Genomic DNA, 26,444 nt, shown 5'->3' on the forward strand with positions numbered 1-26,444 from the left:
CTCGTCGACCTCGCCACCCGCCCCACCCCACCACCGGGATCCGGCCCTCTCGGCGCCGGCCTGCCGGGCGAACGCGCACCCGGTCGGGGCACGAACCGCACGATCACGCCAGCCGGAGCGGAAGCCCGACAGACAAGGAGCGTCGCCTGATGCCGCAGGGGAAGCCGTCCCACGTGCCCGCCGACGGGCTGACCACCCGGCAGCGGCGCAACCGGCCGCTGCTGGTCGTCCACACCGGACAGATGAAGGGTAAGTCGACGGCGGCGTTCGGGCTGGCGCTGCGGGCCTGGACCGCCGGGCTGCCGATCGGGGTGTTCCAGTTCGTCAAGAGCGCCAAGTGGCGGGTGGGGGAGGAGAACGCCTTCCGCGCGCTCGGCGAGGTGCACGCGCGCACCGGCCAGGGCGCCCCGGTGGCCTGGCACAAGATGGGCGAGGGCTGGTCCTGGATCCAGCGCGGCGGCGCGGCCGACCACGCCGCCGACGCCCTGGAGGGCTGGCGGCAGATCCAGCGCGACCTGGCCGCCGAGCGCTACGGCCTGTACGTGCTCGACGAGTTCACCTACCCGATGGCGTGGGGTTGGGTGGACGTGGACGAGGTGGTCGCCACCCTCGCCGACCGTCCCGGCTTCCAGCACGTGGTGATCACCGGACGGAACGCGGACCCGCGGCTGGTCGCCGCCGCCGACCTGGTGGCCGAGCTGACCAAGGTCAAGCACCCGATGGACGCCGGCCAGAAGGGCCAGAAGGGGATCGAGTGGTGACCGGTCCGGCCCGCCGTACCGACCAGCGGCGCCCCGACGGCCCCACCGCGCCGGCCGGGCACCCGGGCACCGAGCCGGTGACGCCGTGGGCGTTGCCCCGGGTGGTCGTCGCCGCGCCGGCCAGCGGGCACGGCAAGACCACCGTGACCACCGGACTGCTCGCCGCGCTGCGCCGCCGTGGGCTGGCCGTCAGTCCGCACAAGGTCGGCCCCGACTACATCGACCCCGGCTACCACGCGCTCGCCGCCGGCCGGCCGGGCCGCAACCTCGACCCGTGGCTGGTCGGGGAGGAGCGGATAGCGCCGTTGCTGCGGCACGGCGCGAGCGTGCCGACCCCGGCCGACATCGCCGTGGTGGAGGGGGTGATGGGCCTGCACGACGGGGCGGTCGGCCGGCGCGGCTACGCCTCCACCGCCCATGTCGCCCGGCTGGTCGACGCGCCCGTGCTGCTGGTGCTGGACACCACCGCGCAGGGCCGCTCGGCCGCCGCGCTCGCGCTCGGCATGGCCGCGTTCGACCCCGGGGTGCGCATCGGCGGGGTGATCCTCAACCGGGTCGGCTCGCCCCGGCACGAGTCGCTGCTGCGCGACGCGCTCGCCGAGGTGGGGGTACCGGTGCTCGGGGCGGTCAGCCGCGCCGCCGAGGTGGCCGCGCCGTCGCGTCACCTCGGGCTGGTGCCGGTCGCCGAGCGGGCGCCGGAGTCGGTTGCGATCGTCGCGGCCCTGGCCGCCCTGGTCGAGTCCACCGTGGATCTGGACGCGGTGCTCGAGCTGGCGCGTACCGCCCCGCCGCTGACCGCGCCGGCCTGGGACCCGACCACCGCCGTGGGCGGCCCGGTGCGCGCCGATCGGCCGGTGGTCGCGGTCGCCGGCGGGCCGGCCTTCACCTTCTCGTACGCCGAGACCGCCGAGCTGCTCGCTGCCGCCGGCGCCACCGTGGCCCCCTTCGACCCGCTGCGCGACCCGGCCCTGCCCGCCAGCACCGGCGCGGTGGTCATCGGCGGCGGCTTCCCCGAGGCGTACGCGGCGGAGCTGGCCGGCAACGACCCACTCCGCGCCGAGCTGGCCGACTTCGACGGCCCGATCGTCGCCGAGTGCGCCGGCCTGCTCTACCTCGGCCGCACCCTGGACGGCGCGCCGATGTGCGGCCGGCTGGACCTCACCGCCCGGATGACCGGCCGGCTCACCCTCGGCTACCGTGACGCCGTCGCCGCCACCGACTCCCCGCTGGCCCCGGCCGGCGAGCCGGTACGCGGCCACGAGTTCCACCGCACCGTCACCGACCCGGGGCACGGCGACCGGCCGGCGTGGCGCTGGGACGGCGCCGCGCACGGCTTCGTGGCCGGCCGGGTGCACGCCTCCTACCTGCACACCCACTGGGCCGGCCACCCTGGGGCGGCGCGCCGGCTGGTCGAGGCGGCGAGCCGGTGACCGGGTCGACGCCCGCTGCCGGGCCCGCCCCGGCCGGCGCGACGCCCGCCGGCGGTCCGGCACCGGTCCGGCCCGCACCGGCCGCGGGGGCCGCCCCGGCCGGCGCGACGCTGACCGGCGTCGGGGTCGGGCCGGGCGACCCGGAACTGCTCACCCTCCGGGCGGTGCGGGTGCTGCGCGAGGCCGACCTGGTGGTCGTACCGGTGATGGACCGCTCCGCCGCCGACGGCGCCGCCGCTCCTGGGCGGGCCGAGGCCACCGTCGCGGCGCACGTCGCGCCCGACCGGCTGCGCCGGCTGCCGTTCGCCCTGGACGACCGGGGCGGGGTGACCGCCCGTCGGGAACGCGCCTGGGACTCCGCCGCCGCGGCGGTCGTCGCCGCGTTCGACGGCGGCGCCCGCGCGATCGCCTTCGCCACCATCGGCGACCCGAACGTCTACTCCACCTTCGGCTACCTGGCGCAGACCGTGCGCGCGCTGCGCCCCGGTGTCCGCACCGGCACGGTGCCCGGCATCACCGCGATGCAGGAGCTCGCCGCGCGCAGCGGCATCCCGCTCTGCGAGGGCCGGGAACCGCTGACCCTGCTGCCGGCGACCGCCGGGCTGGCGCTCTTCGCCGACGCGCTCGCCGGCCCGGGCACGGTCGTCGCCTACAAGGGCTGGCGGCGGCACCCCGAGCTGGTGGCGGAGCTGCGCCGCCGGGGTCGGCTCGCCGACGCCGTGCTGGGCCGGGCGCTCGGCCTGCCCGGCGAGCGGATCGGCCCGGTCACCGACGCCGCCGACGACCTGCCGTACCTGTCGACGCTGCTGGTCCCGGCCCGCCGGGACCGGCGAGGAGGGAAACTGTGAGCACCAGCGGGAAGGTCTGGTTCGTCGGGGCCGGCCCCGGCGCGGCGGACCTGCTGACCCTGCGGGCCGCCCGGGTGATCGGGGCCGCCGACGTGGTGATCTGGGCGGCCAGCCTGGTGCACGCCGACGTGCTCGACCACGCCCGGCCCGGCGCCGAGATCATCGACTCGTCGCAGCTGCCGATCGAGGGGGTGCTGCCGCTCTACCGGCGGGCTGCCGCCGAGGGGCTGCGGGTGGCGCGGATCCACTCCGGCGACCCCGCGCTCTGGGGCGCGGTGCAGGAGCAGCTCGACCTGTGCCGAGGGCTGGGCCTGGACGTCGAGATCGTGCCCGGCGTCTCCTCGTTCACCGCCGTCGCGGCGCTCGTCGGCCGGGAGCTGACCATCCCCGAGGTCGCCCAGTCGGTGATCCTCACCCGCCTGGAGGGCGGCCGGACGCCGATGCCGCCGGGGGAGCGGGTCCGGGACTTCGCCCGGCACGGCACCACCATGGCGCTCTTCCTCTCCGCCGCCCGCTCCGGCCAGGTGCAGGCCGAGCTGCTGGCCGGCGGTTACCCGGCCGACACCCCGGCGGTGGTGGCGTACCAGGCGACGTGGCCGGACGAGCTGGTGGTGCGCTGCACCGTCGGCACGCTGGAGGCGACGGTCAAGGAGCACAAGCTCTGGAAGCACACCCTGTTCCTGGTCGGTCCGGCGCTGGCCGCCGCCGGCACCCGCTCGCACCTCTACCACCCCGGGCACTTCCACACCTTTCGTCGGGCCGAGCCGGGCGCCCGCGCCGAGCTGCGCCGCGCCCGGACCACCGGCCCGGCCGGCACTGCGGGGGACGGGCGCCCGGCATGACGTACGCCGAGCCGCCGCTGCGCGAGCCGGACCTGCCGCGTACCGCGAAGGTCCGGCCCACCGCGTTGCGGACCGGCTGGACCACCGGCGCCTGCGCGACGGCGGCGGCGAAGGCCGCGGTGACCGCCCTGCTCACCGGCGCCCCGCAGCGGGAGGTGGAGATCGGGCTGCCCGCCGGGCGGCGGGTGCGGTTTCCGGTCGCGCGCTGCGAGCTGGAGCCGGCGGTGCGGGCCGAGGCGGTGGTGGTCAAGGACGCCGGTGACGACCCGGACGTCACCCACGGCGCCGAGCTGACCGCAACCGTGCGCTGGCGGGACTCGCCGGGGCTGCGGTTGCACGGCGGCCCCGGCGTCGGCACGGTCACCAAGCCCGGGCTCGGCCTGGCGGTCGGTGGCCCGGCGATCAACGAGACTCCCCGCCGCATGATCATCGAGGCGGTCGGCGAGGTGGTCGATCTGACCCGCATCGGCGTCCGGGTGGTGATCAGCGTCCCCCGAGGCGAGATCATGGCCCGGAAGACCACCAACCGGCGGCTCGGCATCCTCGGCGGCATCTCGATCCTCGGCACCACCGGGATCGTCCGGCCCTTCTCCACCGCCTCCTGGCGGGCCAGCGTCGTGCAGGCGGTGCAGGTGATGGCCGCCCAGGGCGAGCGGACCGTCGTGCTGTGCACCGGAGGGCGGACCGAGCGGGCCGCCCGGGCGCTGCTGCCGGAGCTGCCCGAGGTCTGCTTCGTCGAGGTGGGCGACTTCACCGGCGCGGCGGTCACCGCCGCCGTCGCCGACGGGCTGACCGGCGTCGTCTTCGTCGGGATGGCCGGCAAGCTGGCAAAACTCGCCGCCGGCGTGCTGATGACCCACTACACCCGGTCCGCGGTGGACCTGTCGCTGCTCGGCGCGGTCACCGCCGAGGCCGGCGGGTCGCCCGAGCTGGTCGCCGCCGTCGGGGAGGCGAACACCGGGCGGCACGCGTACGAGCTGTGGGAGGACGCCGGGCTGCTCGGTGCCGCCGGTGACCTGCTCTGTGGCCGGGTCCGCCAGGTGCTGCTCCGTTTCGCCGGGCACCGGGTCGCCGTCGACGTGGCGATGGTCGACTTCGCCGGGTCTCGGCTGGTCGCCTCCAGTGGCCGGTGGTCGGCGTGACGGGGGTGACCGTGCTCGGCATGGACGCGGCCGGTGCGCCGCCGCATCCCGCCGCCGCCCCGGCGCTGGCCTGCGCCGGGCTGGTGGTCGGGGCGGCCCGGCACCTGGCCGCCGTGACCCTGCCGGCAGGCTGCCCGACCGTCACCCTCGGCCCGCTCGCCCCGGCGCTGGACCGGCTCGTCGCCGCCGTCGCCGCCGGGACGCCCGCCGTCGTGCTGGCCAGCGGCGACCCGGGGCTGTTCGGCATCGTCCGCCGGCTGCGGGCCGCCGGGCTGCCGCTGCGGGTGCTGCCGGCGGTCTCCAGCGTCGCCGCCGCGTTCGCCCGTGCCGGGCTGCCCTGGGACGGCGCCGCCGTGGTGACCGCCCACGGGCGGGATCCCCGGCCGGCGCTGAACGCCTGCCGCGCGCTGCCGGCGGTGGCGGTGCTCACCGCGCCCGGTGCCGGGGCCGCCGAGATCGGCGCCGGGCTGGCCGGCTGGTCCCGCCGTCTGGTGATCGCCGAGCACCTCGGCACCGACGACGAGCGGATCACCGAGACCACCCCGGAGGCGGCCGCCCGCCGGGGCTGGGCCGACCCGCACGTGCTGCTCAGCCTCGCCGTCCCGGCCACGGCCGACCCGGTGCCGGGAGCCGTGCCGCGGGCCGCCGCGCCGGCCGCCGGGATGCGGGCCGACAACCAGCCGGCCGCCGCGCCGGCCGGCGGCTGGGCGCTGCCCGAGTCCGCGTACGCGCACCGCGATTCCATGATCACCAAGTCGGAGGTGCGCGCCCTCGCGGTGGCCCGGCTGTGCCCCCGGCTGGGCCGGCTGGTCTGGGACGTCGGCGCGGGCAGCGGCGCGGTGGGCGTCGAGTGCGCCCTGCTCGGCGCGGCGGTGATCGCCGTCGAGCGGGACCCGGGCGCGGTCGAGCTGATCCGGGCGAACGCCGCCCGGCACGCGGTCGACGTGCGGGTGGTGCCCGGCCGGGCCCCGGGGGCGCTGGCCGGGCTGCCCGAACCGGACGCGGTCTTCGTGGGCGGCGGCGGGCTGGACGTCCTCACCGCCGTGGCCAACCGCCGGCCCGGGCGGGTGGTGGTCACCCTCGCCGCGCTGGACCGGGTCGCCCCGGCGGTCCGCCTGCTGCGCGACACCGGCTACACGGTGCAGGGCGTCCAGCTCTCCGCCGCCCGCCTCGCCGACCTGCCTGGCGGGTCGGTCCGTCTCGCGGCCACCAACCCGGTGGTCGTCCTCACCGGGGAGCCCTCGTGACCCAGATCGGACTGGTCGCCGCCACCGCCGCCGGCCGCCGGCACGCCCGTACCGTGGCCGACGTCTGGCCGCACGCCCGTCTCGTCGAGGCCGACAGCACGGCCGACGCGCTGCGGACCGCGTGGGCGGACTGCGACGCGGTGGTGGCCTTCCTGGCCACCGGCGCGGTGGTGCGGATCCTCGCGCCGCTGCTGCGCGACAAGCACACCGACCCGGCCGTGGTGGTGGTGGACGAGGCGGCCCGGCACGCGGTGGCGCTGCTCGGCGGGCACGCCGGAGGCGCCAACGAGCTTGCCGCCACCGTCGGCGCGCTGCTCGACGCCACCCCGGTGGTCACCACCGCCACCGACGCGGCCGGCCTGCCCGGCCTGGACACCCTCGGCTGGCCGGTCGAGGGGGCGGTCGCCGCGGTGTCCCGGGCCATTCTGGACGGCGAGCCGGTCCGGCTGGTCGCCGACGCCACCTGGCCGCTGCCCGCGCTGCCGGAGAACGTCCACCCCGTGCCGGCCGGGCCTGAGACGCCGGCCGGGTCCGGCGTGGCCGGGCGGGCCGAGGGCGGGTACCAGCTGCTGGTCACCGACCGGCTGGTGCCGCTGGACGACCGGACCGCCGTGCTGCGGCCTCCGTCACTGGTCGCCGGAATCGGCGCGAGCCGGGGCGTGCCCGCCGCCGAGGTGCGTGGGCTGCTGGACCGGGTGCTCGCCGCCGCCAACCTCAGCCCGGCGAGCCTGCGCCACCTGGCCAGCGCCGACGTCAAGGCCGACGAGGCGGGCATCGTCGCCACCGCCGACGCGCTCGGCGTACCGCTGGTGACGTATCCGGCGGCGGAGTTGGCGGCGGTCGACGTGCCGCACCCCAGCGAGGTGGTCCGGGCCGCGGTCGGCACGCCGAGCGTCGCCGAGGCGGCCGCGCTGCTCGGCGGCGCCGCCGAGCTGCTGGTGCCGAAGACCGCGACGGCGATGGCCACGGTCGCGGTGGCCCGGCACGCGCCGCGCGGCCGGCTGGCCGTGGTCGGCCTCGGCCCGGGCGCGGCCGACCTGCGCACCCCCCGCGCGGTCGCCGAGCTGCGCCGGGCCTCGGTGGTGGTCGGCCTCGACCAGTACGTCGACCAGGTGCGCGACCTGCTGCGCCCGGGCACCCGGGTGCTGGCCAGCGGGTTGGGCGCCGAGGAGGCCCGGGCCCGGGCAGCCGTCGCTGAGGCCACCGCCGGGCACGCCGTCGCCCTGGTCGGCTCCGGCGACGCCGGGGTGTACGCGATGGCCAGCCCCGCCCTGGAGTACGCCGACGACCGGATCGACGTGGTCGGCGTACCGGGGGTGACCGCCGCCCTCGCCGCCGGTGCCCTGCTCGGCGCGCCGCTCGGCCACGACCACGCCTACCTGAGCCTGTCCGACCTGCACACCCCGTGGGAGGTCATCGCCCGGCGGGTGGCCGCCGCCGCCGAGGGCGACTTCGTGGCGCTGCTGTACAACCCGCGCAGTCGGGCCCGGGACTGGCAGCTCGGCGCCGCGATGGCGATCCTCGCCGCGCACCGGCCGCCAGACACCCCGGTCGGCGTGGTGCGCAACGCCAGCCGGGCCGGCGAACAGGTGCACCTGGCCACCCTGGCCACCCTCGACCCGGCGGTGGTCGACATGTACAGCGTGGTGGTGGTCGGCAGCAGCCGGACCCGGATCGTCGGCGGCCGGATGGTCACCCCCCGGGGGTACCGATGGCGGCCGTGACCATCGGCGCCTGCCAGGGCTGCGGCGCCTGCCTGCTCACCTGCCCCACACACGCGATCCGGCCGGTCGCCGGCGGGCTCGTCGTGCGCGACGACCGCTGCACCGGCTGCCTGGAGTGCCTGGAGATCTGCCCGGTGGACGCCATCCGCGTCACCGGTATCGACCACAGTGGAGGAATCCGATGAGTTCGACCGCGGTCAGCGCCGCACCCCCGGCCGGCCGGTGGAGCCGGGCCGAACGGGCCCGCCTCGGCGGCATCGTGCTCGCCGTCGCCGTGCTGCACGTCGCCGGCTGGAGCCTCTACCTGTACTGGAACGATCAGCCGGCGGCGGCGGGCGGCCTCGCCGGGGCCGGCACCCTCGCGTACGTGCTGGGGGTGCGGCACGCCTTCGACGCCGACCACATCGCCGCGATCGACGACACCACCCGGCTGATGCTGCTGCGCGGCCGGCGCCCGGTCGGCGTCGGTTTCTTCTTCGCCCTCGGGCACAGCGCGGTGGTGCTGCTGCTGGCCCTGGTGGTGGGGCTCGCCTCGGCCAACCTCACCGGCCCGGGGCTGGTGGAGGCCCGCGAGCTGGGCGCCACCGTCGCGATCGTCACCGCCACCGTGTTCCTGGCCCTGGTCGCGGTGCTCAACGCGGCGGTGCTGGCCGGTCTGGCCCGGCTCTGGCGGCGGCTGCGCCACGGCGACCTCGACGAGCGGGAGCTGGACCTGCACCTGCTCAACCGTGGCCTGGTGCAGCGCGTCCTCGGTTCCCGGGCGCGCTCGCTGGTGCGCTCCTCCTGGCACATGGCGCCGGTCGGGTTCCTCTTCGGCCTGGGCCTGGAGACGGCCAGCGAGGTCACCCTGCTCGCGCTGTCCGCCAGCACCGCCGCGGCGGGCGGGCTGCCGGTGCTGGCGCTGCTCACCCTGCCGCTGCTCTTCGCCGCCGGGATGTCCGCCATGGACACCGCGGACAGCCTGCTGATGAGCCGCGCCTACTCGTGGGCGTACCGGCACCCGGCCCGGCGGCTCTACTACAACCTGGCCACCACCGCGATGACCGTACTGGTCGGCGGCGTGGTCGCCAGCGTCTACGCGGCCGGCCTGCTCGCCGACCACCTGGGGCTGTCCGTGCTGGCCGGCTACGCCTCCGTCGCCGACCACTTCGAGCAGCTCGGCTACGCCGTCGTGGTGCTCTTCGTGCTCGCCTGGGCCGGCGCGGTGGCGCTGTGGAAGCTGCGCGGCTACGACCGCCGCTATGGCGGGGCCGTCGACCCGGCGCCGGTCGAGGTGCCGCGGTGAGCCGGCTGGTGCACCCGATCGAGCGGGAGTCGTACCGGATCCTGCGCGAGCGGGTCGACCTGAGCCACCTGCCGCCGCTGACCCGCGCGGTCACCGAGCGGGTGGTGCACGCCAGCGCCGACCTCGACTACGTCACCGACCTGGTCTGCGACGAGGCGGCCTTGGCCGGCGGGTTCGCCGCGCTGCGCGCCGGCGCGCCGGTGGTCACCGACGTGGCGATGGTCGCCGCCGGAATCACCGGGCGGGACAGCGTCTGCCCGGTCGCCGAGCCGGCCGCCGCCGAGCTGGCCCGCGCGGCGGGGATCACCCGCTCCGCGGCGGCGGTGCGGATCGCCCTGGACCGGGTCGGCCCCGGCGCGGTCTGGGTGGTCGGCTGCGCGCCGACCGCGCTGGCCGAACTGATCGGCCTGGACGCCAGCCCGGCGCTGGTCGTCGGGTTGCCGGTCGGTTTCGTCGGCGCCGCCGAGTCGAAGGCGGCGCTGCGGGCCAGCGGCCTGCCCGGGGTGTCCAACCGGGGCGAGAAGGGCGGTTCGGCGGTCGCCGCCGCCGCCGTCAACGCCCTCCTGTACACGGAGGTGCAGCGGTGAGCGCCCTGGTCATCGTGGGGCACGGCACCCGCAGCACGGCCGGCGTCGACCAGTTCGCCGCGCTCGTCGAGCGGGTCCGCCACCGGGCGGCCGGCGCCGTCGGCGACGTCGAGGGCGGCTTCATCGAGCTGTCCCGCCCGCCGCTCACCGACGCGGTCGGCGCGCTGGTGCGGCGGGGGCACCGGAGCCTGGTGGCGCTGCCGCTGGTGCTCACCGCCGCCGGGCACGGCAAGGGCGACATCCCCGCCGCGATGGCCCGCGAGCAGCGGCGCCACCCCGGTCTGGGGTACCGCTACGGCCGGCCGCTCGGCCCGCACCCGCTGCTGCACGCCGTGCTGGAGCAGCGGATCGATGCCGCGCTGGCCGGCGCGGACCGGGCCGGCACCTGGGTGGCGCTGATCGGCCGCGGCTCCACCGACCCGGACGCCAACGCCGAGGTGGCCAAGGTGGCCCGGCTGCTCTGGGAGGGGCGCGGCTACGCCGGCGTCGAGCCGGGGTTCGTCTCCCTCGCCGAGCCGTCCGTGCCGGCGGTGCTGGAGCGGCTGCGCCGGCTCGGCGCCCGGCGCGTCGTGGTCGCCCCGTACTTCCTGTTCGCCGGGGTGCTGCCGGACCGGATCGTGGCCCAGTCGGTCGCGTACGCCGCCGCCCACGCCGAGCTGGACGTGCGCGTGGCCGACGTGATCGGCGACTGCGACGCGTTGGCGGACCTGGTGCTCGAACGGCACGCCGAGGCGCTGCGCGGGGACATCCGGATGAACTGCGACACCTGCGCGTACCGGGTGGCGCTGCCGGGGTTCGCCGACAAGGTGGGCCGGCCGCAGACCCCGCACGACCACCCCGACGACCCGGTCGGCGGCCACCACCACCATCACCACGCCCACGAGCACGGCCACGACCACGCACGCGGCCACGACCACGCACGCGGCCACGACCACGCACGCGGCCACGACCACGCACGCGGCCACGACCACGCACGCGGCCACGGGCACGACCACGGCCACGACCACGGGCCGCGGCGGGGCCACGTCGCGGTGGTTGGCGGCGGGCCCGGGCCGGACGACCTGATCACCGTTCGAGGGCAGGCGCTGCTCGACGCGGCTGACGTGGTCGTGGTCGACCGGCTCGCCCCCCGGGGGCTGCTCGCCGGGCTGCGCCCCGGCGTGCAGGTAGTCGACGCGGCCAAGGTGCCCCGGGGACCGTCGATGGGACAGGACGCCATCAACGCGACCCTGGTGGCGCACGCCCGCGCCGGCAGGCGGGTGGTCCGGCTCAAGGGCGGTGACCCGTACGTCTTCGGTCGCGGCCACGAGGAGGTGCAGGCGTGCGTGGCGGCGGGGGTGGAGGTGACCGTGGTTCCCGGGGTGAGCAGCGCGATCGCCGCGCCGGCCCTGGCCGGCGTTCCGGTCACCCACCGGGGGGTGGCGCACGAGGTCACCGTCGTCTCCGGTCACCTGCCGCCGGGGCACCCCGACTCGCTGGTCGACTGGGCGTCGCTGGGCCGGGCTCGGGGCACCCTGGTGCTGCTGATGGCGGTGGACACCATCGCCAAGATCGCCGCGGTGCTGCTGGAGCACGGCCGCGTCCCGGACACCCCGGTGCTGGTGGTCCAGGACGCCGGTCACCCCGACCAGCGGTCGGTGCCCGCGCGGCTCGACGAGGTCGGCGCGCTGGCGGCGCGGGAGGGGATCCACCCGCCGGCGGTCTTCGTGGTCGGCCCGGTGGTGGAGCTCCGCCCGCCGGGCTGACCCCGGGTCAGCCGGTCGCGGCCCGGGCCAGGGCGTACCCGGCCGTGGCGGCGGCCAGGCCGGCGGTGACGCTGAGCACGGCGTTGGCCAGGGCGGGCAGCCGGTCGCCCGCCCTGGCCAGCCGCAGCGTCTCGTAGCCGAAGGTGGAGTACGTGGTCAGGGCGCCGCAGAGGCCGGTGCCGAGCAGCGCGCCGAGCCGCGGGCCGACCGGCAGCCCGACCAGCAGGCCGAGCAGCAGCGACCCGACCACGTTGACGGTGAGAGTGCCCCAGGGGAAGGCCGAGCCGAGCCGGGCCTGCACCGCCCGGTCGGTGAGGTAGCGCAGCGGCGCGCCGATGGCCGCGCCGAGCGCGATGAGTAGCACCGTCACCGGTCACCCCCGTCGGCCGGGCCGCCGGCGACCCGCCGGCCGGCCAGGGTGGCCCGGCCGCCGAGTAGCCGGCCGGTGAGCGCGTCGCCGAGCCAGACGGCGGCCAGCGCGCCGGCCACGGTCGCGCCCAGGTACGCCAGGGCGGTGCCCGGCGCGCCGGCGACCAGCGCCTGGTGCGCGTCCACGGCGTATGTGGAGAAGGTGGTGTAGCCGCCCAGCACGCCCACCCCGAGGAACGGGCGCAGCAGTGGCCGCCCCGAGCCGTGCCGGGCGAGCAGCGCCATCAGGGCGCCGATCAGCAGGCAACCGGAGAGGTTGACGCCGAAGGTCGCCCACGGAAACGCGGCCGGGGCGGACGGGAACGCGTGCTGGAGGCCGGCCCGGGCCAGGGCGCCGAGCGCGCCGCCGGCGGCGACGGCGGCGAGCACCGCCGCCGGGTGCGCGGCCAGCTCCGCCCGGTCGGCGGGTACGCGCAGGTCGACGTCGGGGTCGACGCGCGGCTCGAAGGGTTCCGACACGGGTCCTCCCACCAGGACGGGCGCCACTGGCAGGGACCGTCGGCGAGCGGTGTCGCGGTTCTCCGGCCGGTTCCGGCCGGACGGCGGGCCCCACCGCCGGGAGCCTCCGGGGCTCCGGGTGTAGCATATCCGCCCGCCGGGGCGCCCCTGCGCGGGTCCCGTGCCGCGCGGTCAGCGCACCCCGGCCACGGGCGCCTGGCGGGGACGCGGGTCAGCGCACCCCGGCCACGGCGGCGTCGGCGGCGCCGCGCCACACGGTGCCGACCTCGGCGAAGCCGGCGGCGGTCAGGGCCGCGAGGTGCCAGGAGACCGGGGGGTTCCACTCGGGACTGTGCCCGGTGGGGTAGATGGCGTGGCGCTGCTCGACCAGCGGACCGAGCGCCGGGTCGGCGGCGGCCCGCTCCCACCACTGCGACCAGGACAGGGCGGCGCCGGCGGCGTACCGGGCCTCCCGCCGGTCCCGCGCCCGGTCGAGCAGGCGTTTGGTGAGCTCCGGCAGCCCGTCGTCGGGCATGTGGTCGGCGTTGACCAGGATCCCGCCGGGGCGCAGCAGGTCGCGCAGCTCGGCGTAGAGCCGGGTGAGCCGCTCGGCCGGCAGCCAGTGCAGCGCGGTGGCGGTGAGGACGGCGTCGTAGTCGCGGTGCGGCAGCGCGGCGGCCCAGTCCGGCCGGCCTAGGTCGGCGGTGACGATGGCGACCCGCTCGCCCAGCGAGGCGCGGGCGAGGGCGAGCAGCGCCGGGTCGAGGTCGACCAGGGTCACCTCGGCGCCTGGGAAGCGCCGCAGCGCGCGGGCGCTGATGGTGCCGGTTCCGCCGGCCAGGTCGAGCAGCCGGATCCGGTCGCCGTCGCGGATCGCGTCGACGGCGTCGAGCATCGCGGCGAGCCGGTGCTCCCGGTCCGGCAGGTACGCCTCCTGCTGGCGGTCCCAGCTCTCCTGCCAGGCCGCGGCGTTCGTGAGGTAAGGAGTCATGCCGCTGAGAGTAGTTACAGCTGGGGAGCGCTGTCCAGACCTTCTTGCCATGAGTTTGCAACTGCGAGCGACTGGCGATGCGATGGTCGGTGAGGGGGTGGGTCGGACTTGCGGGCCCACCCCCTCGGGTCGCGTCAGGCCGTGGTGTCGACCAGCTCCGGCGCCGCGGCCCGGTGACCGGCCGCGCGGCGGGCCAGCCGGATCGCTCCCAGCAGCACGCCGAGGCCGGCCAGGGTGACGACCGCGCCCGCCCAGATCGGGGCGGTGTAGCCGAGCCCGGCCGAGATGGTCACCCCGCCGACCCAGGCGCCCAGTGCGTTGCCCACGTTGAACGCGGCGATGTTGGCCCCGGAGGCGAGGGTCGGCGCCGCGTGCGCGTACCGCATGATCCGCATCTGCAACGGCGGGACGGTGGCGAAGCCGAAGGCCCCCATCAGCAGCAGCGAGACCACGGTGAGCACCTGGCTGCCGGCGGTCAGCGCGAAGCCGGCGAGCACCGCGGTGAGTGCGCCGAGCACGGTGACCAGCGTGCGGTGCAGCGACACGTCGGCCGCGCGCCCGCCGAGCAGGTTGCCGGCGAACAGCCCGACCCCGAAGAGCACCAGCAGCCACGGCACCGTGCCGGTGGCGAAGCCGCTGACCTCGGTGAGGGTGTACGCGATGTAGGTGAAGGCGCCGAACATGCCGCCGAAGCCGAGCACCGTGACGACCAGCGACAGCCAGACCTGCGGGTGGGTGAAGGCGTGCAGCTCGCCCCGCAGTCCGCCGGCCGGTTGGCTGCCGGCGGTCCGGGCGGGGACGAGCAGCGCCAGGCCGGCCAGGGCGACCACGCCGATGCCGGTGATCGCCCAGAACGTGGCGCGCCAGCCGAGGTGCTGGCCGAGGAAGGTGCCGAACGGCACGCCGAGCACGTTGGCGACGGTGAGGCCGGCGAACATCAGCGCGATCGCGCCGGCCCGCCGGGCCGGCGCGACCAGCCCGGCGGCCACCACTGCGCCGATGCCGAAGAACGCGCCGTGGCAGAGCGCGGCGACGACCCGGCCGGTCATCATCACGGCGTAGTCGTCGGCGATCGCGGAGAGCAGGTTGCCCACGATGAAGAGCACCATCAGGCCGAGCAGTACCGGCTTGCGCGGCAGCCGGGTGACCGCGGCGGTCAGCGCGACCCCGCCGACGGCGACGCTGAGCGCGTAGCCGGAGATCAGCCACCCGGCGACCGATTCGGTGACCGCGAAGTCGGCGGCCACCTGCGGCAGCAGGCCCATGATCACGAACTCGGTGAGCCCGATGCCGAAGGCGCCGACGGCCAGCGCGAGCAGGCCGGCGGGCAGGGACTGGTGAGGGCCCGTCCGGCGCACCGTTTCGGCGCGACCCGCCTGGGGCATATGCCTGACCTGGGATTCGTCGAGAGGGGGATCGTGATGGCCGACACCACGACGGCGTCGGACGCGGGTCCGTCCGGGTCCAGGTCCGACGCCCGGAGGGCGCGCCCCCGACGCCCCCGGGCCGAGGGACCGCCGTTCCACCGGCCGAGGTGGCCCAGGGCGTACGCGTTCGCGCTGGTCACCGGGGTGCTCTTCCTGTTGTCCTGGGCCGGCCAGTTCGCCTTTCAGGCCACCGTGGAGAGCAACCAGGCGGCTCAGCACGGCCAGTCCTTCGCCTGGAGCGAGTTCCTGCCGCAGTTCCTGGCCAGCACCCTGGAGAACTGGCAGTCCGAGTTCCTCCAGCTGATCTGGCAAGCGGCCGGGCTGGCGCTGTTCTACTACTGGGGCTCCTCCCAGTCCCGCGAGTCCGACGAGCGGATCGAGGCGAAGCTGGACGCGCTGCTGCGCGAGCGGAACCTCGACCCGGACAACCCTGACGGGTAAGGCACGTCACGGCACCGTCCGTTGACCTCAACCCCGCTTCACCTCAGAGGCTGATCACAGCGACGAGCGATGTGGAGGGATGCCATGCGGGTCATCGAGGTGACGGCGTTCGGGGAGCCGGAGGTGCTGGCGCTGACCGAGGCGCCGGAGCCGGCGCCCGGCCCGGGCGAGGTCCTGGTCGAGGTGACGGTCGCGGACGTGCTCTGGGTGGAGACGGCCATCCGGCGCGGCGAGGGCGGCGAGTGGTTCCCGGTCCGCCCGCCGTACCGGCCGGGGTTCGGGGTGGCGGGCACGGTCGGTGCGGTCGGCGCGGACGTCGACCCGGGTTGGCTCGGCCGGCGGGTTGTCACCTCCACCGACGAGCGCGGCGGCTACCTGGAACGGACCGTGGTGCCGGCCGACAACATCGTGCCGGTACCCGCCGGGGTCCCCCTGCCGGACGCGGCGGCCCTGCTGCACGACGGGGTGACCGCGTTCGGGCTGCTCGACCTGGTGCCGGTCGGCGCCGGTGACCGGGTGCTGGTCACCGCCGCCGCCGGCGGGCTGGGCGCCCTGCTGGTGCAGGAGGTACGCGCCGCCGGCGGATTCGTCGTCGCGGCGGCCCGGGGCGCGGCCAAGCTCGACGCGGTACGCCGGCTCGGCGCCGACGTGCTGGTCGACTACTCCGAGCCGGGTTGGACCGACCGGGTCCGGTCGGCCACCGGCGACCTGCACGTGGTCTTCGACGGGGCGGGCGGCGACTACGGCCGCGCGGCGTTCGACCTGGTGCGCTCCGGCGGGCGGTTCTCCGCGCACGGCACCCCGGCGGGGGCGTTCGCGGTGCCCGACGCGGACGCCGCCCGGTCCCGCGCGATCACCGTCACCGGCATCACCGACCTCCAGTTCCCGCCGGACCGGGCCCGCCGGTACCTGCGGGCCGCCCTCGACGCGGCGGCGGCGGGGCGGATCAGGCCGCTGATCGGGCAGACCTTCCCGCTGCACCGCGCCGCGGACGCGCACCGCGCGCTGGAGGACCGGTCGGCGATCGGCAAGACCCTGCTCACGGTCTGACCGCCTCCGCTCGCCCTCCGGTGGTGCCGGGCCGGCGGCGGGCGTACGGTACCCAAGATCGGTGGGCGTGGCGGCCCGGCCGCGGCCGGCGTCGACGGGCACGGGACGCGGTCGGGTACGCGCGACCGCCGGTCGCACCACCGTGACGCGCAGGAGGCACGATGCAGGACCGCACCCCTCGGCCCGAGGAACTGGACCCGATCGAGCGGGCGAGCGTCGACGAGCTGCGGGCGGTGCAGCGGGAGCGGCTGCGCTGGTCGCTGCGGCACGCGTACGACAACGTGCCGCACTACCGGCGGGCCTTCGACGCCGCCGGGGTGCACCCCGACGACTGCCGGGACCTCGACGACCTGGCCCGCTTCCCGTTCACCGGCAAGGCGGAGCTGCGGGAGAACTACCCGTTCGGGATGTTCGCCGTGCCCCGCGAGCGGGTAGCCCGGCTGCACGCATCCTCCGGCACCACCGGCCGCCCGACGGTGGTCGGCTACACCGCTGGCGACCTGCGTACCTGGGCCCGGTTGATGGCCCGCTCGATCCGCGCCGCCGGGGGCCGGCCGGGCGATCGGGTGCACGTCGCGTACGGCTACGGGCTGTTCACCGGCGGCCTCGGCGCGCACTACGGCGCCGAGGAGCTGGGCTGCACCGTGATCCCCGTCTCCGGCGGGATGACCGAGCGCCAGGTGATGCTGATCCGGGACTTCGAGCCCGAGGTGATCATGGTCACGCCCAGCTACATGCTGGCCATCCTCGACGAGATGGAGCGGCAGGGCGTCGACCCGCGCGCCACCTCGCTGCGGGTGGGCATCTTCGGTGCCGAGCCGTGGACCGAGGACATGCGCCGGGAGATGGAGCGGCGGCTCGACATGCACGCCGTCGACATCTACGGCCTGTCCGAGGTGATGGGCCCGGGCGTGGCCAACGAGTGCGTGGAGACCAAGGATGGTCTGCACCTGTGGGAGGACCACTTCTACCCGGAGGTCATCGACCCGGTCACCGGCGAGGTGCTCCCTGACGGCGAGCGGGGTGAGCTGGTGCTGACGTCGCTGACGAAGGAGGCGATGCCGGTCGTGCGGTACCGCACCCGGGACCTGACCCGGCTGCTGCCCGGCACCGCCCGTCCGATGCGCCGGATCGAGAAGATCACCGGCCGGACCGACGACATGATGATCATCCGCGGGGTGAACGTCTTCCCCACCCAGATCGAGGAGCTGATCCTGCGGACGCCGCAGCTGTCCCCGCACTTCCAGTGCGTACTGGGCCGGCAGGGGCGGATGGACACGCTGACCGTCCGGGTGGAGCGGCGCGCCGGGGTGGACGCCGAGGCCGCCGACCGGGCCGGGACGGCCCTGGTCGGGCTGGTCAAGAACACCATCGGGGTCAGCGTGGCGGTCGAGGTGATCGCCCCGGACGGGGTCGAGCGGTCGATGGGCAAGATGCGCCGGATCGTGGACCGGCGGCGGGAGAGCTGAGGTGGGGCAGCGCAACGCCGCGCACGACATGTTCGACGCCGACGTCGCGTCCCGGGGGCTCGGCATCGAGCTGGTCCGCGCCGCCGACGGGGCGGCGGTGGCCCGGATGCGGGTCACCGGCGCGATGGTCAACGGGCACGCCATCGCCCACGGCGGCTTCGTCTTCCTGCTGGCCGACACCGCCTTCGCGTTGGCCTGCAACAGTCACGGCCCGGTCACCGTCGCCGCCGGTGGCGAGATCACTTTCGTCCGGCCGGCCCGGGAGGGCGATCTGCTGGTCGCCCACGCCACCGAGCGGACCCGGTACGGCCGCAGCGGCATCTACGACGTCACCGTCACCCGGGACGACGGGGAGGTGGTCGCCGAGTTCCGGGGCCGCAGCCGCACCCTTGCCGGTGGCGGCGGCTGACCCGCCGCCACCGCCGGGCCACGCTGCCCGGCGACGTCCGTACGGTGGACCGGATCCCGCTCACCGCGGCGCTCACGTCGCTGAGCCGACGGCGCGCTGGCCGTGGCCGGTCGCGGGTGTCGGGCACGATGACCCGATGGCACACATCATGCTTTTCCACTCGGTGTACGGGCTGCGGCCGGCAGTGCTGGCCACAGCCGGTCGGTTGCGCGCCGCCGGGCACCGGGTGGCCACCCCCGACCTCTACGGGGCGCCGGCCGCCGACACCGTGGCGGAGGGCTTCGCCCTGCTCGACAAGATCGGCCAGGACACCGTCCTCGACCGGGCCCGGGCGGCGCTGCGTGGGCTGCCGGCCGACGCCGTGCTCGCCGGCTTCTCGATGGGCGCCGGGGTGGCCGGCGCGGTGCTGGCCGAACGCCCCGACGCCGCCGCGTTACTGCTGCTCAGCGGTGCCGGTGGCGCGCCCGAGGCGGTCCGCCGGGGCCTGCCGGTGCAGCTGCACCTGGCCGACCCGGACGAGTACGACACCGAGCCCGAGCTCGACGAGTGGCGCGAAGCGATGACCGGGGCGGGTGCCGCGCTGAGCGTGCACCGTTACCCGGGCGCCGGGCACCTCTACACCGACCCTGACCTGCCCGACCACGACCCGGTGGCCGCCGAGCGGACCTGGGCGCGCGTCCTCGCCTTCCTCGACGGCCGCTGACCCCGCGCGCCGGCGGGCCCCCGCCAGCGGCGGTCCGGCTGCCGCCGCCGGGTCGCGGCGAGCGCGGCAGGTCAGCGGGTTCGCGGTAGTCAGCCGGCTCGCCGCCCGGCTCAGCCGAGCCGGGCCAGGTCGTCGGGGGAGAGCCGGACCGCGCCGGCGGCGACGTTCTGCGCCAGGTGCTCCGGGTCGCCGGTGCCGGGGATGGCGAGCACGTGCGGCCCCTGGTGCAGCGTCCACGCCAGGCGCAGCTGGTGCGTGGTGACGCCGTGGGCACGGGCGACCGCGCGGACCGCCTCGTCGCGTTCGGCGCCGGCGCCCGCCTCCCGCCCCGCGCCGGCGATCGCGAAGTACGGCACGAACGCCACGCCCCGCTCGCCGCAGACCCGCAGCACGTCGTCGGCCCACCGGTGCCCGTCGAGGGAGTACGCGTTCTGCACGCACACCACCGGGGCGATCGCCTGCGCCTGGTCCAGGTGGTCCACCCGCACGTTGGACAGGCCGAGGTGGCGGATCAGCCCGGCGTCGCGCAGCGCGGCGAGGGCGGCGAACCGCTCCGCCACCGAGTCGCGGCCTGAACGCCGGACGATCCGCAGGTTGACCACGTCCAGGTGGTCGCGGCCCAGCCGGCGCAGGTTCTCCTCCACCTCGCGGCGCAGCTCGGCCGGGGTCAGTTCCCGGTGCCGGGTGGCGTCGTCGAAGCTCGGCCCCACCTTGGTGGCGATTACCAGGCCGTCCGGGTAGGGCTCGAGCGCCGCCCGGATCAGGTCGGTGGCGTACCGGCGGGGGCCGGCGCCGACCCCGAGCGGACCGCCCGGGGAGACGTAGAAGCCCGCCGTGTCGATCTGGTTGACGCCGAGTTCGACGGCCCGGCGCAGGACGCGCACCGCGACGTCCCGGTCGGGGTTGACGGTGAGGCGCATCGACCCGAAACCCATCCGGCGCACGGTGCGGTCGCCGAGCGTCCAGCTGCCGGCGGCCGCCGCGGTGATCTCTGATGCAGGCATCGGGCGACCCTAGCCAACCGGCCCTGACCTGCGCAGTCGGCCGGCCGCCCGATACCGGCGGGGGCCGGTGACCGCTAGTGTGGAGCGTGGGGGAGACGCTTCCGCCCCGCCGCCCGCTCAGGCCGCCGCCGGCACCTCGGCCGCGCCACCGCGCGCCGCCGGGCGTCCCCCTCGAACACCCGACGCCTGCGGCGGCACCAGCCCGGCGGCGCCCCCCGCACGCCGGCCGCGCCGGTCCGTCCACCATCGACCCCGCCGATCCGCCGGCGTCCCGCCGTCGCGCCACCGCGCGGCGACCGGACCCGCCTCGCCGGACCCGGGCGGGCCGATCGTCGGCACGGCGCCCACGGGCACCGGGCGGGCCGCGCCGACGCCGCCCGGTGCCCCGTCGGCGAACACCGGACCGGCACCACCGGGCGGCGGCGGGGCACCGGCGGCGGGTGCCCACGCCGGCAGAGCGGGCACCGACCCGTGCGGTGCGGGCCCGGACGCGACCGCCGCCCGGGTCGCCGCCGACCGCCCGGCCGCCGGCGCGGATCCCCCCGGCCGTCCGCCGGGTGGGGCGGTCGCCCCGGCGGCCGGCGCCGGCGGGACGACGAGGCGGCGGGCCGGGTGCGGGCGGCGCACCGCCGGGCCGACCTCGGGCGGTGCCTCCCCGGCCCGCCGGGCGAACGTCGCCCGCACCGCCCTCGGCAGCCGGGCGTACGCGACCTCGCGGACCACCGGGTCGACGACGGCGTACCCGCCGGACGGGCCGGCGACGAGCAGTCCCCTGGCGACGAGTGCGCGCAGCACCGGCAGGGCCCGGCCCGGCGCCCAGTCGAGCAGCCGGTCCACGGTGACGGCGGTGCAGCCGGCATCCCGGGTCGCCGCGACCATCAGCACGGCCCGCTGCGCGCCGTCGAGCCGGTCCAGCCGGGCGTCGACCGTCCGGCGCACCGCCTCCGGCGCCGGAGGCCGCGCCGGGTCGGTCACGCCGTCCGCCAGCGCCGCCACGTACGCGACGGCCCGGCCCGGGTTGCCGCCCACCAGGGGCAGCAGCCGGTCGACCGGCGCCGCCGGCCGGCCCGCCCGGGCCGCCAGGTGCCGCAGCAGTCGACCGGTCTCCACCGCGCGCAGCGGGCGCAGCGCCAGGCGGCACCGCCGCTGCCCCGGTCCGGCCAGCACGTCGGCCCACTCCGGACGGTGCAGCGCCACGACCGCCAGCGGCAGGGCCCGCGCGGTGGCCGCCGCGAACAGCCGGTGCAGGAAGCCGGACAGCTCGCCGGAAGCCCGGTCGAGATCGTCTACCGCCACCACCACGGGCTGCCGGCCGGCGAGGCACAGCAGCACCTCCTGCCAGACGGCCGCCCCGCGCGACGCCTCGGGGCCGGCGTCCGGCGCGGCCAGCAGCCCCTCCAGCGCGTACACCGCCTCCGTCAGGTGCGCCGGCGGGACCAGGCCGGTCAGGGCGGTGGTGAGCCGTCCGCGTACCGCGGCGGGCGGGTACTCGGCATCCAGGCCGGCGAACCCGCGGACCAACTCCGCGACCGGCGCCAGCGCCTGCTCTGGGTACGGCGGGCAGTGCGCGACGCACCACCGCACCGGCGTCTGGTCCACCGCCCCGACCGCCTTGTTCAGCTCGTGCAGCAGCCGGCTGCGCCCGCTGCCGGCCGGGCCGGCCAGCGACAGCCAGCGGGGGCTGCGCTCCCGGACGGCCCGGACGATCTGGTCCCGGGCCGCGGCCAGTTCCCGCCGCCGCCCGACGAGCGGGCCGGCGTGCCGGGCCGGGGCCGGCGGGGCCACCGCGGTGGCGTGCCACACGTCGAGCGGCAGCGCCTTGCCCGCCACCGTCACCGGTGGGACCCGGCGCTGGTCGACCAGCCCGACGGTGGCCCGGTGGGTGGCCGCGCAGAGTGCCACTCCGCCCGGCGGGGCGTACTCCTGCAGCCGGGCGGCGGTGGTGATCACCGCGCCGCTGGCCGTGCCGTACCCGCCGTCGCCCGCGGCGGCGAGATCCACCAGCGCCTCCCCGGTGGCCACCCCGACCCGCACCCGCAGCGCCGGAGCGCCGTGCGGCGGGCGCCGGTCGAGGGCCTGCTGGATCTCCAGCCCGGCCCGCACCGCCCGGTACGCGTCGAACCCGTCGGACTCCCGGGCCCCGAACAGCGCCATGACCGCGTCGCCGATGTACTTCTCCACCACGCCGTGCCACCGCCGCAGCACGTCGGCGACCGTGTCGAAGTAGACCCGCTGCAGGTCCCGCACGTCCTCCGGATCGAGTCGGTCGACCAGCGCGGTCGACCCGACGATGTCGGCGAACAGGACGGTGACCGTCCGCCTCTCCTCCGGCACCGGCCAGGCCGCGGACACGGCGCATGCCGGAGTGGCGACGATGGTGGACATGGACATCGCACCCGCCTTTCCCCCCGTTGGTGGCTGACGACGTTCGGAGACTGTCACTCCTGGGCCGACCGGGGATCTGCAGAACGACGTATGTCGGCCGTGCGCAACGTTTGGTCGCAATGTCGACGCGAGAGGTACCACAGGGGCGAAACACCCGTAGAACGGTGCGGGGACCTGTGACTAGGCTGCCAGCCATGGCCAGCGATGTGGACACCGCGCCGCTCGTCGGCCGGGCCGACCTGGTGACGACGGTGCGGTCGGCGTTGCTCGACGACGTCGCGCAGGGGCACACCGCCGCGGTCTTCCTCACCGGCGAGAGCGGCGTGGGCAAGACCCGACTGCTGCGTGAGGTGGGCGCCCGGCTGCGGGACGCCGGCGCCATCGTGCTCACCGGTTCCTGCCTGGACATCGGCGACGCCTCGCCGCTGCACCCGCTGCTGCAGGCACTGCGCCGCTTCGACGCCGAACTCACCAGCTCGCAGGCCCGCACCTCGTCGGCGGTACGTGGCCTGCTGCGGATGTTCGCCGAGGAGACCGCCGGACCGGACGGCGCCGCGTTGCTGGAGCGGGTCTCCCGAGGGCTGCACCTGGTCGCCGAGGGCCGCCCGCTGGTGCTCGTCCTGGACGACCTGCAGTGGGTCGACCGGAGCACCCGGCAGCTGCTGCTCTACCTGCTCGCCGGCCTGGGCGATCTGCAACTGTCGGTGCTGGCCGCGGTTCGCGCCGAGTCGCTGCACGGGGCACACCCGTTGCGCCGGGTCCTCACCGAGCTGCGTCGACTGCGGACGGTGCGGGTGCTCGACCTGGCCCCGCTGGACCGGGCTGGCACCGAGCAGCTCGCCGCCGCCGTGGTCGGCCGGCCGCTGGCGCCGGAGGCGGCGGAGCTGGTCTGGCAGCGCAGCGGCGGCAACCCGTTCGTGGTGGAGGAGCTGGCCCGGGACCTGCGCGACGGCCGGGACGGGCTCTCCGACACGCTACGGGAGATCTTCCTGGCCCGGGTCGACGCGCTGCCGCAGCACGCGCACGCGGTGGTGCACGCGGTCGCCGCCGGGGTGGAGCCGGTCGAGCACTGGCTGCTGGCGCGGGTGGTGCGGCTGCCGGAGGACGAGCTGATCGAGGCGGTCCGGGCGGCGGTGGCCCACCGGCTGCTGGTCGGCGCCGACGACGGCTACCGCCTGCGGCACCGGCTGGTCGCCGAGGTGCTGGAGCACGAGCTGCTGCCGGCCGAACGCGCCGCGCTGCACCGCCGGTACGCCGAGGCGCTGACCGCCGCGCCGGCCGAGCTGCACCAGGCCCGCCTCGCCCATCACTGGCGGTTGGCCGGCGAGCCGGCCCGGGCGCTGCCCGCCGCGATGGCCGCGGCCCGGGAGGCCGAGCGGCTGCACGGCTACGCCGAGGCGCACCGGCACTGGTCGGCGGCGTTGCAGCTGGCCGACACCCCGGCCGGCGGGCCGCTGGACGTCGACCGGGTGACCCTGCTGGAGCACGCCGCGGAGGCGGCCCACCACTGCGGCGAACACGCGCGGGCGCTGGCCCTGCTGGAGGAGCTGGCCGCCTCGGACGCCGATCGTCCGGCCTGCGCGCTGCACATCCGGCGGGCCCGCTACCTGGCCGCCGCCGGCCGTTCCGCACTGGCCGAGGCGGAGTACCAGCGGGCCCTGGCGGCCGCGGACTGTACCCCCCGAGAGCGGGCCACCGCCGCGGCGCACCTGGCGGAGCTGCTGCTGCACCTGGGCCGGTACGCCGACGCCGGCCGGGTGGCCCGGGAGGCGCTGGAGCTGTCCGCCGCGGTGGAGGGCTCCACGTCAGAGGTGGTGTTGGCCAGCGCGGCGCTGGGCTTCTCCGAGGCGTACCTGGAGGACCCGGACGCGGGGCTGGCGGTGATGCGCGAGGCGCTGGAGACCGCCGAGCGGGCCGGCCGCCCGGAGGACGTGGCCTGCGCGTACCTGCACCTGGCCGAGCTGCTCACCGGCCCGCTGAACATCCTGGAGGAGGGCGTGGTCGTCGCCCGCCGGGGCGCCGAGCGGGTGGCCGAGCTGGGCCTGGGCCGCACCTGGGAGACCCGGCTGCTGGCCATCGCCACCAACGGGCTGTTCCGGGTCGGCCAGTGGGCCGAGGCGGAGAAGGTGGTGGCGGCGGCGCTGCGGCACCGTCCCTCCGGCGCCGACGCCGTCGAGCTGCTGCTGGCCCGCTGCCGGCTGTCGGTCGGCTACGGCGACATCGCGGCCGCCGACCGGGACCTGGACGCGGTCGCCACGGTGCTGGCGGGCGGCGGGGCCCGGCACGTGATCCCGCTGCTCACCCTGCGGGCCGGGCTGGCGATGTGGCAGGGCCGGCACGACCTGGCCCGGCAGGCGGTGCAGCGCGGCCTGACCGAGAGCCGCTCCGACGATGTGGGGATCCTCGCCGCGCTGGTCTGGCACGGCCTGCGGGCCGAGGCCGAGGCCCACGCCAGCCGTACCGTCGCAATCGACCAGACCGCGGTGCGCCGGCTGCGCGAGGTGGCCGAGCGAGTCGCCCGCAAGAGCGAGCACGCCGCCCGTCCGGTGCGCGACGTGGTCGACGGGTTCCTGGCGCTCTGCGCCGCCGAGGTGAGCCGCCTCGACGGCAGCGACCCGGAGCTGTGGGCCCGGTCGGTGGCCGAGTGGGACCGGCGACACCATCCCTACCCGGCGGCGTATTCGCGGTTGCGGCAGGCCGAGGCGCTGCTGGCCCGGCGCAGCCGCAGCGCCACCGCCGGAAAACTGTTGCGGCAGGCGTACCAGGTGGCGCAGGGGCTCGGCGCGGTGCCGCTGACCTCGGAGATCCGTACCCTGGCCGGGCGGGCGCGGGTGTCCCTGGAGGACCGTCGGCCGGCCACCGGCGCCGACGCGTCGGCCGCCGGGGCGGACGGCGACGAGCTGGTGGTGCTCACCGCCCGGGAGCGCGAGGTGCTCGCCGCGGTGGCCGAGGGGCTGACGAACAGGGAGATCGGCCAGCGGCTGTTCATCAGTGAGCGGACCATCGGCGTGCACGTGTCGCACATCTTCGACAAGCTCCAGGTCCGCACCCGGGTCCAGGCCAGCGCGATCTACCTACGTAACCGGCCCGCCTGACCCGCGCGCGTCCGGATACGTCGTTCTACTGATCCGGCCGACCGCCGTCGGCTGCAAGGCTGTGCACCGTCGCCGACGGCACGGGGGTGCCGAAGACCACTGTGGAGGAGAGATGGCCGAACCGGTGTGGGGGCCCGTGCATCGGGACATCGTCGACCTGCTCGCGGATCACCCCGCCGACGTGCCGGCGGTGGTCGATCACCTCACGAAGCTGCAGGACCTGCTGGTCCGGCTGCCGCCGCTGGAGGCGAGCTGCCCGTTGGCCGACTTCAACAAGCTCTACCTGACCATCACCGAGAGCGTGCTGGAGGGGCTCTACGACGACCGCTTCGCCGACCCGGTGTTCCTGTCCCGGCTCGACGTCGAGTTCGCCGCCCGGTACTTCGACGCGCTGCGGCTGTGGACCGACTCCAGCCCGGGCTGCCCCAAGGCGTGGACCTGCCTGTTCGAGCGGATGCGTGGGCCGGATGCCCGGCCGCTGCCCTCGGCCGCCGCCGGGGTGAACGCGCACATCAACTACGACCTGCCGTTCGCGCTGGTCACCACGTTCGACAGCCTGGAGTCCGAGCCGGTCGACGGCACCGACCAGCACCGCGACTACCTGAGGATCAACGACATCTTCGCGGAGAAGATCCCGGGACTGCGGCGCGGCTACCTGGAGCGGTGGCAACTGCTCATCGACATGCTCAACGGCGACGTGGACGACTGGTACCAGGGGGAACTGGTCGAGTACACCCGCGACGTCGCCTGGCGCAATGCGCAGCGGATCTGGCGGTGCCGGCACGACCCGGCCGCCCACGAGTGTGAGCGTACGCGGCTGGACGACACCGCCGCGGCGCTCGGTCGGCTGCTGCTGTCGCCCCTCGGGGCGTTCCTGCAGTAGCCGGGACGGGGGGTCCCCGCGCTCCGCTCCGGCAGGCGGAGCGCGGGGACGCGTTCGCCGCCGGCGCAGCCGGACCGGCACGGGGGTCGGTCGAGGCGTGGGGGAGGGC

Annotated in this window: 23 protein-coding genes and 1 pseudogene; 18 read left to right on the forward strand and 6 right to left on the reverse strand. The window is 76.8% G+C overall.

Annotated elements, in window-relative coordinates; all coding sequences use genetic code 11:
* Positions 1–149: 149 nt before the first annotated feature.
* From cobO to cobA, 11 genes and pseudogenes are all read left to right on the forward strand, one after another.
* Entirely contained in the window at positions 150–761 is a 612-nt protein-coding gene (gene cobO / locus C1I99_RS11120; protein WP_111134134.1) for a cob(I)yrinic acid a,c-diamide adenosyltransferase, read from the forward strand.
* Positions 762–838: 77 nt separating this feature from the next.
* Entirely contained in the window at positions 839–2,191 is a 1,353-nt protein-coding gene (locus C1I99_RS11125) for a cobyrinic acid a,c-diamide synthase CobB (protein WP_111134153.1), read from the forward strand.
* 110 nt (positions 2,192–2,301) lie between these two features.
* Positions 2,302–3,039 carry a precorrin-2 C(20)-methyltransferase gene (gene cobI, locus C1I99_RS11135; RefSeq protein WP_111134154.1) on the forward strand — a complete coding sequence of 246 codons (738 nt, stop codon included), beginning with the start codon at positions 2,302–2,304 and terminating at the stop codon, positions 3,037–3,039.
* Positions 3,036–3,881, forward strand: coding sequence for a precorrin-4 C(11)-methyltransferase (cobM, locus tag C1I99_RS11140; RefSeq protein WP_111134135.1), 846 nt, complete (start codon positions 3,036–3,038; stop codon positions 3,879–3,881). The genes cobI and cobM overlap by 4 nt, the downstream gene beginning before the upstream one ends.
* A pseudogene (locus C1I99_RS11145) lies at positions 3,878–5,017 on the forward strand (cobalt-precorrin-5B (C(1))-methyltransferase); the annotation flags it as partial. The gene cobM and the pseudogene C1I99_RS11145, both read left to right, overlap by 4 nt.
* Positions 4,903–6,270, forward strand: coding sequence for a precorrin-6y C5,15-methyltransferase (decarboxylating) subunit CbiE (gene cbiE, locus C1I99_RS11150; RefSeq protein WP_438941403.1), 1,368 nt, complete (start codon positions 4,903–4,905; stop codon positions 6,268–6,270). The pseudogene C1I99_RS11145 and the gene cbiE, both read left to right, overlap by 115 nt.
* Positions 6,267–7,994: a precorrin-3B C(17)-methyltransferase gene (gene cobJ, locus C1I99_RS11155; protein WP_111134137.1), complete on the forward strand. Its 1,728-nt coding sequence runs from the start codon at positions 6,267–6,269 to the stop codon at positions 7,992–7,994. Before cbiE ends, cobJ begins: the two co-directional genes overlap by 4 nt.
* On the forward strand, positions 7,982–8,179 hold the full coding sequence (locus tag C1I99_RS11160; RefSeq protein WP_111134138.1) for a 4Fe-4S binding protein: 198 nt from the start codon (positions 7,982–7,984) through the stop codon (positions 8,177–8,179). The genes cobJ and C1I99_RS11160 overlap by 13 nt, the downstream gene beginning before the upstream one ends.
* Positions 8,176–9,279, forward strand: a complete 1,104-nt coding sequence (locus C1I99_RS11165) for a HoxN/HupN/NixA family nickel/cobalt transporter (protein ID WP_111134139.1) — start codon at positions 8,176–8,178, stop codon at positions 9,277–9,279. Before C1I99_RS11160 ends, C1I99_RS11165 begins: the two co-directional genes overlap by 4 nt.
* A complete protein-coding gene (locus C1I99_RS11170; RefSeq protein WP_111134140.1) occupies positions 9,276–9,866 on the forward strand; it encodes a precorrin-8X methylmutase in 591 nt (196 codons plus the stop codon). The genes C1I99_RS11165 and C1I99_RS11170 overlap by 4 nt, the downstream gene beginning before the upstream one ends.
* Positions 9,863–11,611: a uroporphyrinogen-III C-methyltransferase gene (gene cobA / locus C1I99_RS11175; protein ID WP_111134141.1), complete on the forward strand. Its 1,749-nt coding sequence runs from the start codon at positions 9,863–9,865 to the stop codon at positions 11,609–11,611. Before C1I99_RS11170 ends, cobA begins: the two co-directional genes overlap by 4 nt.
* 7 nt (positions 11,612–11,618) lie before the next feature.
* Here cobA and crcB read toward each other — a convergent pair whose 3' ends face one another.
* The 4 genes from crcB to C1I99_RS11195 all read right to left on the reverse strand — a co-directional run bounded on the left by crcB (position 11,619) and on the right by C1I99_RS11195 (position 14,827).
* A complete protein-coding gene (gene crcB / locus C1I99_RS11180; protein ID WP_111134142.1) occupies positions 11,619–11,981 on the reverse strand; it encodes a fluoride efflux transporter CrcB in 363 nt (120 codons plus the stop codon).
* On the reverse strand, positions 11,978–12,511 hold the full coding sequence (locus C1I99_RS11185; RefSeq protein ID WP_199562085.1) for a fluoride efflux transporter FluC: 534 nt from the start codon (positions 12,509–12,511) through the stop codon (positions 11,978–11,980). Before C1I99_RS11185 ends, crcB begins: the two co-directional genes overlap by 4 nt.
* A gap of 199 nt (positions 12,512–12,710) precedes the next feature.
* A complete protein-coding gene (locus C1I99_RS11190; protein WP_111134144.1) occupies positions 12,711–13,469 on the reverse strand; it encodes a class I SAM-dependent methyltransferase in 759 nt (252 codons plus the stop codon).
* A gap of 134 nt (positions 13,470–13,603) precedes the next feature.
* The gene (locus C1I99_RS11195) at positions 13,604–14,827 is read right to left on the reverse strand and encodes an MFS transporter (protein ID WP_233512467.1); all 1,224 of its coding nucleotides are present in this window, start codon (positions 14,825–14,827) and stop codon (positions 13,604–13,606) included.
* Between the two features lie 27 nt (positions 14,828–14,854).
* Here C1I99_RS11195 and C1I99_RS11200 point away from each other — a divergent pair, with 27 nt between their 5' ends.
* From C1I99_RS11200 to C1I99_RS11220, 5 genes are all read left to right on the forward strand, one after another.
* Complete coding sequence (locus C1I99_RS11200) at positions 14,855–15,337, forward strand: DUF6766 family protein (protein ID WP_158554044.1); 483 nt, start codon at positions 14,855–14,857, stop codon at positions 15,335–15,337.
* An 84-nt stretch (positions 15,338–15,421) separates the two neighbouring features.
* Entirely contained in the window at positions 15,422–16,387 is a 966-nt protein-coding gene (locus C1I99_RS11205; RefSeq protein WP_111134146.1) for a zinc-binding dehydrogenase, read from the forward strand.
* A gap of 161 nt (positions 16,388–16,548) precedes the next feature.
* Positions 16,549–17,856, forward strand: coding sequence for a phenylacetate--CoA ligase PaaK (paaK, locus tag C1I99_RS11210; RefSeq protein ID WP_111134147.1), 1,308 nt, complete (start codon positions 16,549–16,551; stop codon positions 17,854–17,856).
* Between the two features lie 28 nt (positions 17,857–17,884).
* Positions 17,885–18,265, forward strand: a complete 381-nt coding sequence (paaI, locus tag C1I99_RS11215) for a hydroxyphenylacetyl-CoA thioesterase PaaI (protein WP_111134157.1) — start codon at positions 17,885–17,887, stop codon at positions 18,263–18,265.
* A 136-nt stretch (positions 18,266–18,401) separates the two neighbouring features.
* On the forward strand, positions 18,402–18,968 hold the full coding sequence (locus C1I99_RS11220; protein ID WP_111134148.1) for a dienelactone hydrolase family protein: 567 nt from the start codon (positions 18,402–18,404) through the stop codon (positions 18,966–18,968).
* Between the two features lie 110 nt (positions 18,969–19,078).
* Here C1I99_RS11220 and C1I99_RS11225 read toward each other — a convergent pair whose 3' ends face one another.
* Both C1I99_RS11225 and C1I99_RS34585 read right to left on the reverse strand, forming a co-directional pair.
* Positions 19,079–19,972, reverse strand: coding sequence for an aldo/keto reductase (locus C1I99_RS11225; protein ID WP_111134149.1), 894 nt, complete (start codon positions 19,970–19,972; stop codon positions 19,079–19,081).
* 117 nt (positions 19,973–20,089) lie between these two features.
* On the reverse strand, positions 20,090–22,363 hold the full coding sequence (locus C1I99_RS34585) for an adenylate/guanylate cyclase domain-containing protein (protein WP_111134150.1): 2,274 nt from the start codon (positions 22,361–22,363) through the stop codon (positions 20,090–20,092).
* Positions 22,364–22,551: 188 nt separating this feature from the next.
* Between C1I99_RS34585 and C1I99_RS11235 the strand changes: the two genes are divergently transcribed.
* Together C1I99_RS11235 and C1I99_RS11240 are read left to right on the forward strand one after the other, a co-directional pair.
* A complete protein-coding gene (locus C1I99_RS11235) occupies positions 22,552–25,452 on the forward strand; it encodes a helix-turn-helix transcriptional regulator (RefSeq protein ID WP_111134151.1) in 2,901 nt (966 codons plus the stop codon).
* Positions 25,453–25,564: 112 nt separating this feature from the next.
* A complete protein-coding gene (locus C1I99_RS11240; RefSeq protein ID WP_111134152.1) occupies positions 25,565–26,335 on the forward strand; it encodes a DUF5995 family protein in 771 nt (256 codons plus the stop codon).
* The last annotated feature ends 109 nt before the right edge of the window (positions 26,336–26,444 follow it).

The sequence above is a fragment of the Micromonospora deserti genome (assembly GCF_003236335.1).
GTDB classification, from domain to species: domain Bacteria; phylum Actinomycetota; class Actinomycetes; order Mycobacteriales; family Micromonosporaceae; genus Micromonospora; species Micromonospora deserti.

What these genes read in the sequence shown, in the direction of transcription:
- C1I99_RS11225 (WP_111134149.1), bottom strand. Translation starts at nt 19,972, where the DNA reads ATGCCTGCATCAGAGATCACCGCGGCGGCCGCCGGCAGCTGGACGCTC.
- C1I99_RS11200 (WP_158554044.1), top strand. Translation starts at nt 14,855, where the DNA reads ATGCCTGACCTGGGATTCGTCGAGAGGGGGATCGTGATGGCCGACACC.
- C1I99_RS11240 (WP_111134152.1), top strand. Translation starts at nt 25,565, where the DNA reads ATGGCCGAACCGGTGTGGGGGCCCGTGCATCGGGACATCGTCGACCTG.
- C1I99_RS11220 (WP_111134148.1), top strand. Translation starts at nt 18,402, where the DNA reads ATGGCACACATCATGCTTTTCCACTCGGTGTACGGGCTGCGGCCGGCA.
- cobO (WP_111134134.1), top strand. Translation starts at nt 150, where the DNA reads ATGCCGCAGGGGAAGCCGTCCCACGTGCCCGCCGACGGGCTGACCACC.
- C1I99_RS34585 (WP_111134150.1), bottom strand. Translation starts at nt 22,363, where the DNA reads ATGTCCATGTCCACCATCGTCGCCACTCCGGCATGCGCCGTGTCCGCG.
- C1I99_RS11190 (WP_111134144.1), bottom strand. Translation starts at nt 13,469, where the DNA reads ATGACTCCTTACCTCACGAACGCCGCGGCCTGGCAGGAGAGCTGGGAC.
- C1I99_RS11235 (WP_111134151.1), top strand. Translation starts at nt 22,552, where the DNA reads ATGGCCAGCGATGTGGACACCGCGCCGCTCGTCGGCCGGGCCGACCTG.
- paaI (WP_111134157.1), top strand. Translation starts at nt 17,885, where the DNA reads ATGTTCGACGCCGACGTCGCGTCCCGGGGGCTCGGCATCGAGCTGGTC.
- C1I99_RS11165 (WP_111134139.1), top strand. Translation starts at nt 8,176, where the DNA reads ATGAGTTCGACCGCGGTCAGCGCCGCACCCCCGGCCGGCCGGTGGAGC.
- paaK (WP_111134147.1), top strand. Translation starts at nt 16,549, where the DNA reads ATGCAGGACCGCACCCCTCGGCCCGAGGAACTGGACCCGATCGAGCGG.
- C1I99_RS11160 (WP_111134138.1), top strand. Translation starts at nt 7,982, where the DNA reads ATGGCGGCCGTGACCATCGGCGCCTGCCAGGGCTGCGGCGCCTGCCTG.
- C1I99_RS11205 (WP_111134146.1), top strand. Translation starts at nt 15,422, where the DNA reads ATGCGGGTCATCGAGGTGACGGCGTTCGGGGAGCCGGAGGTGCTGGCG.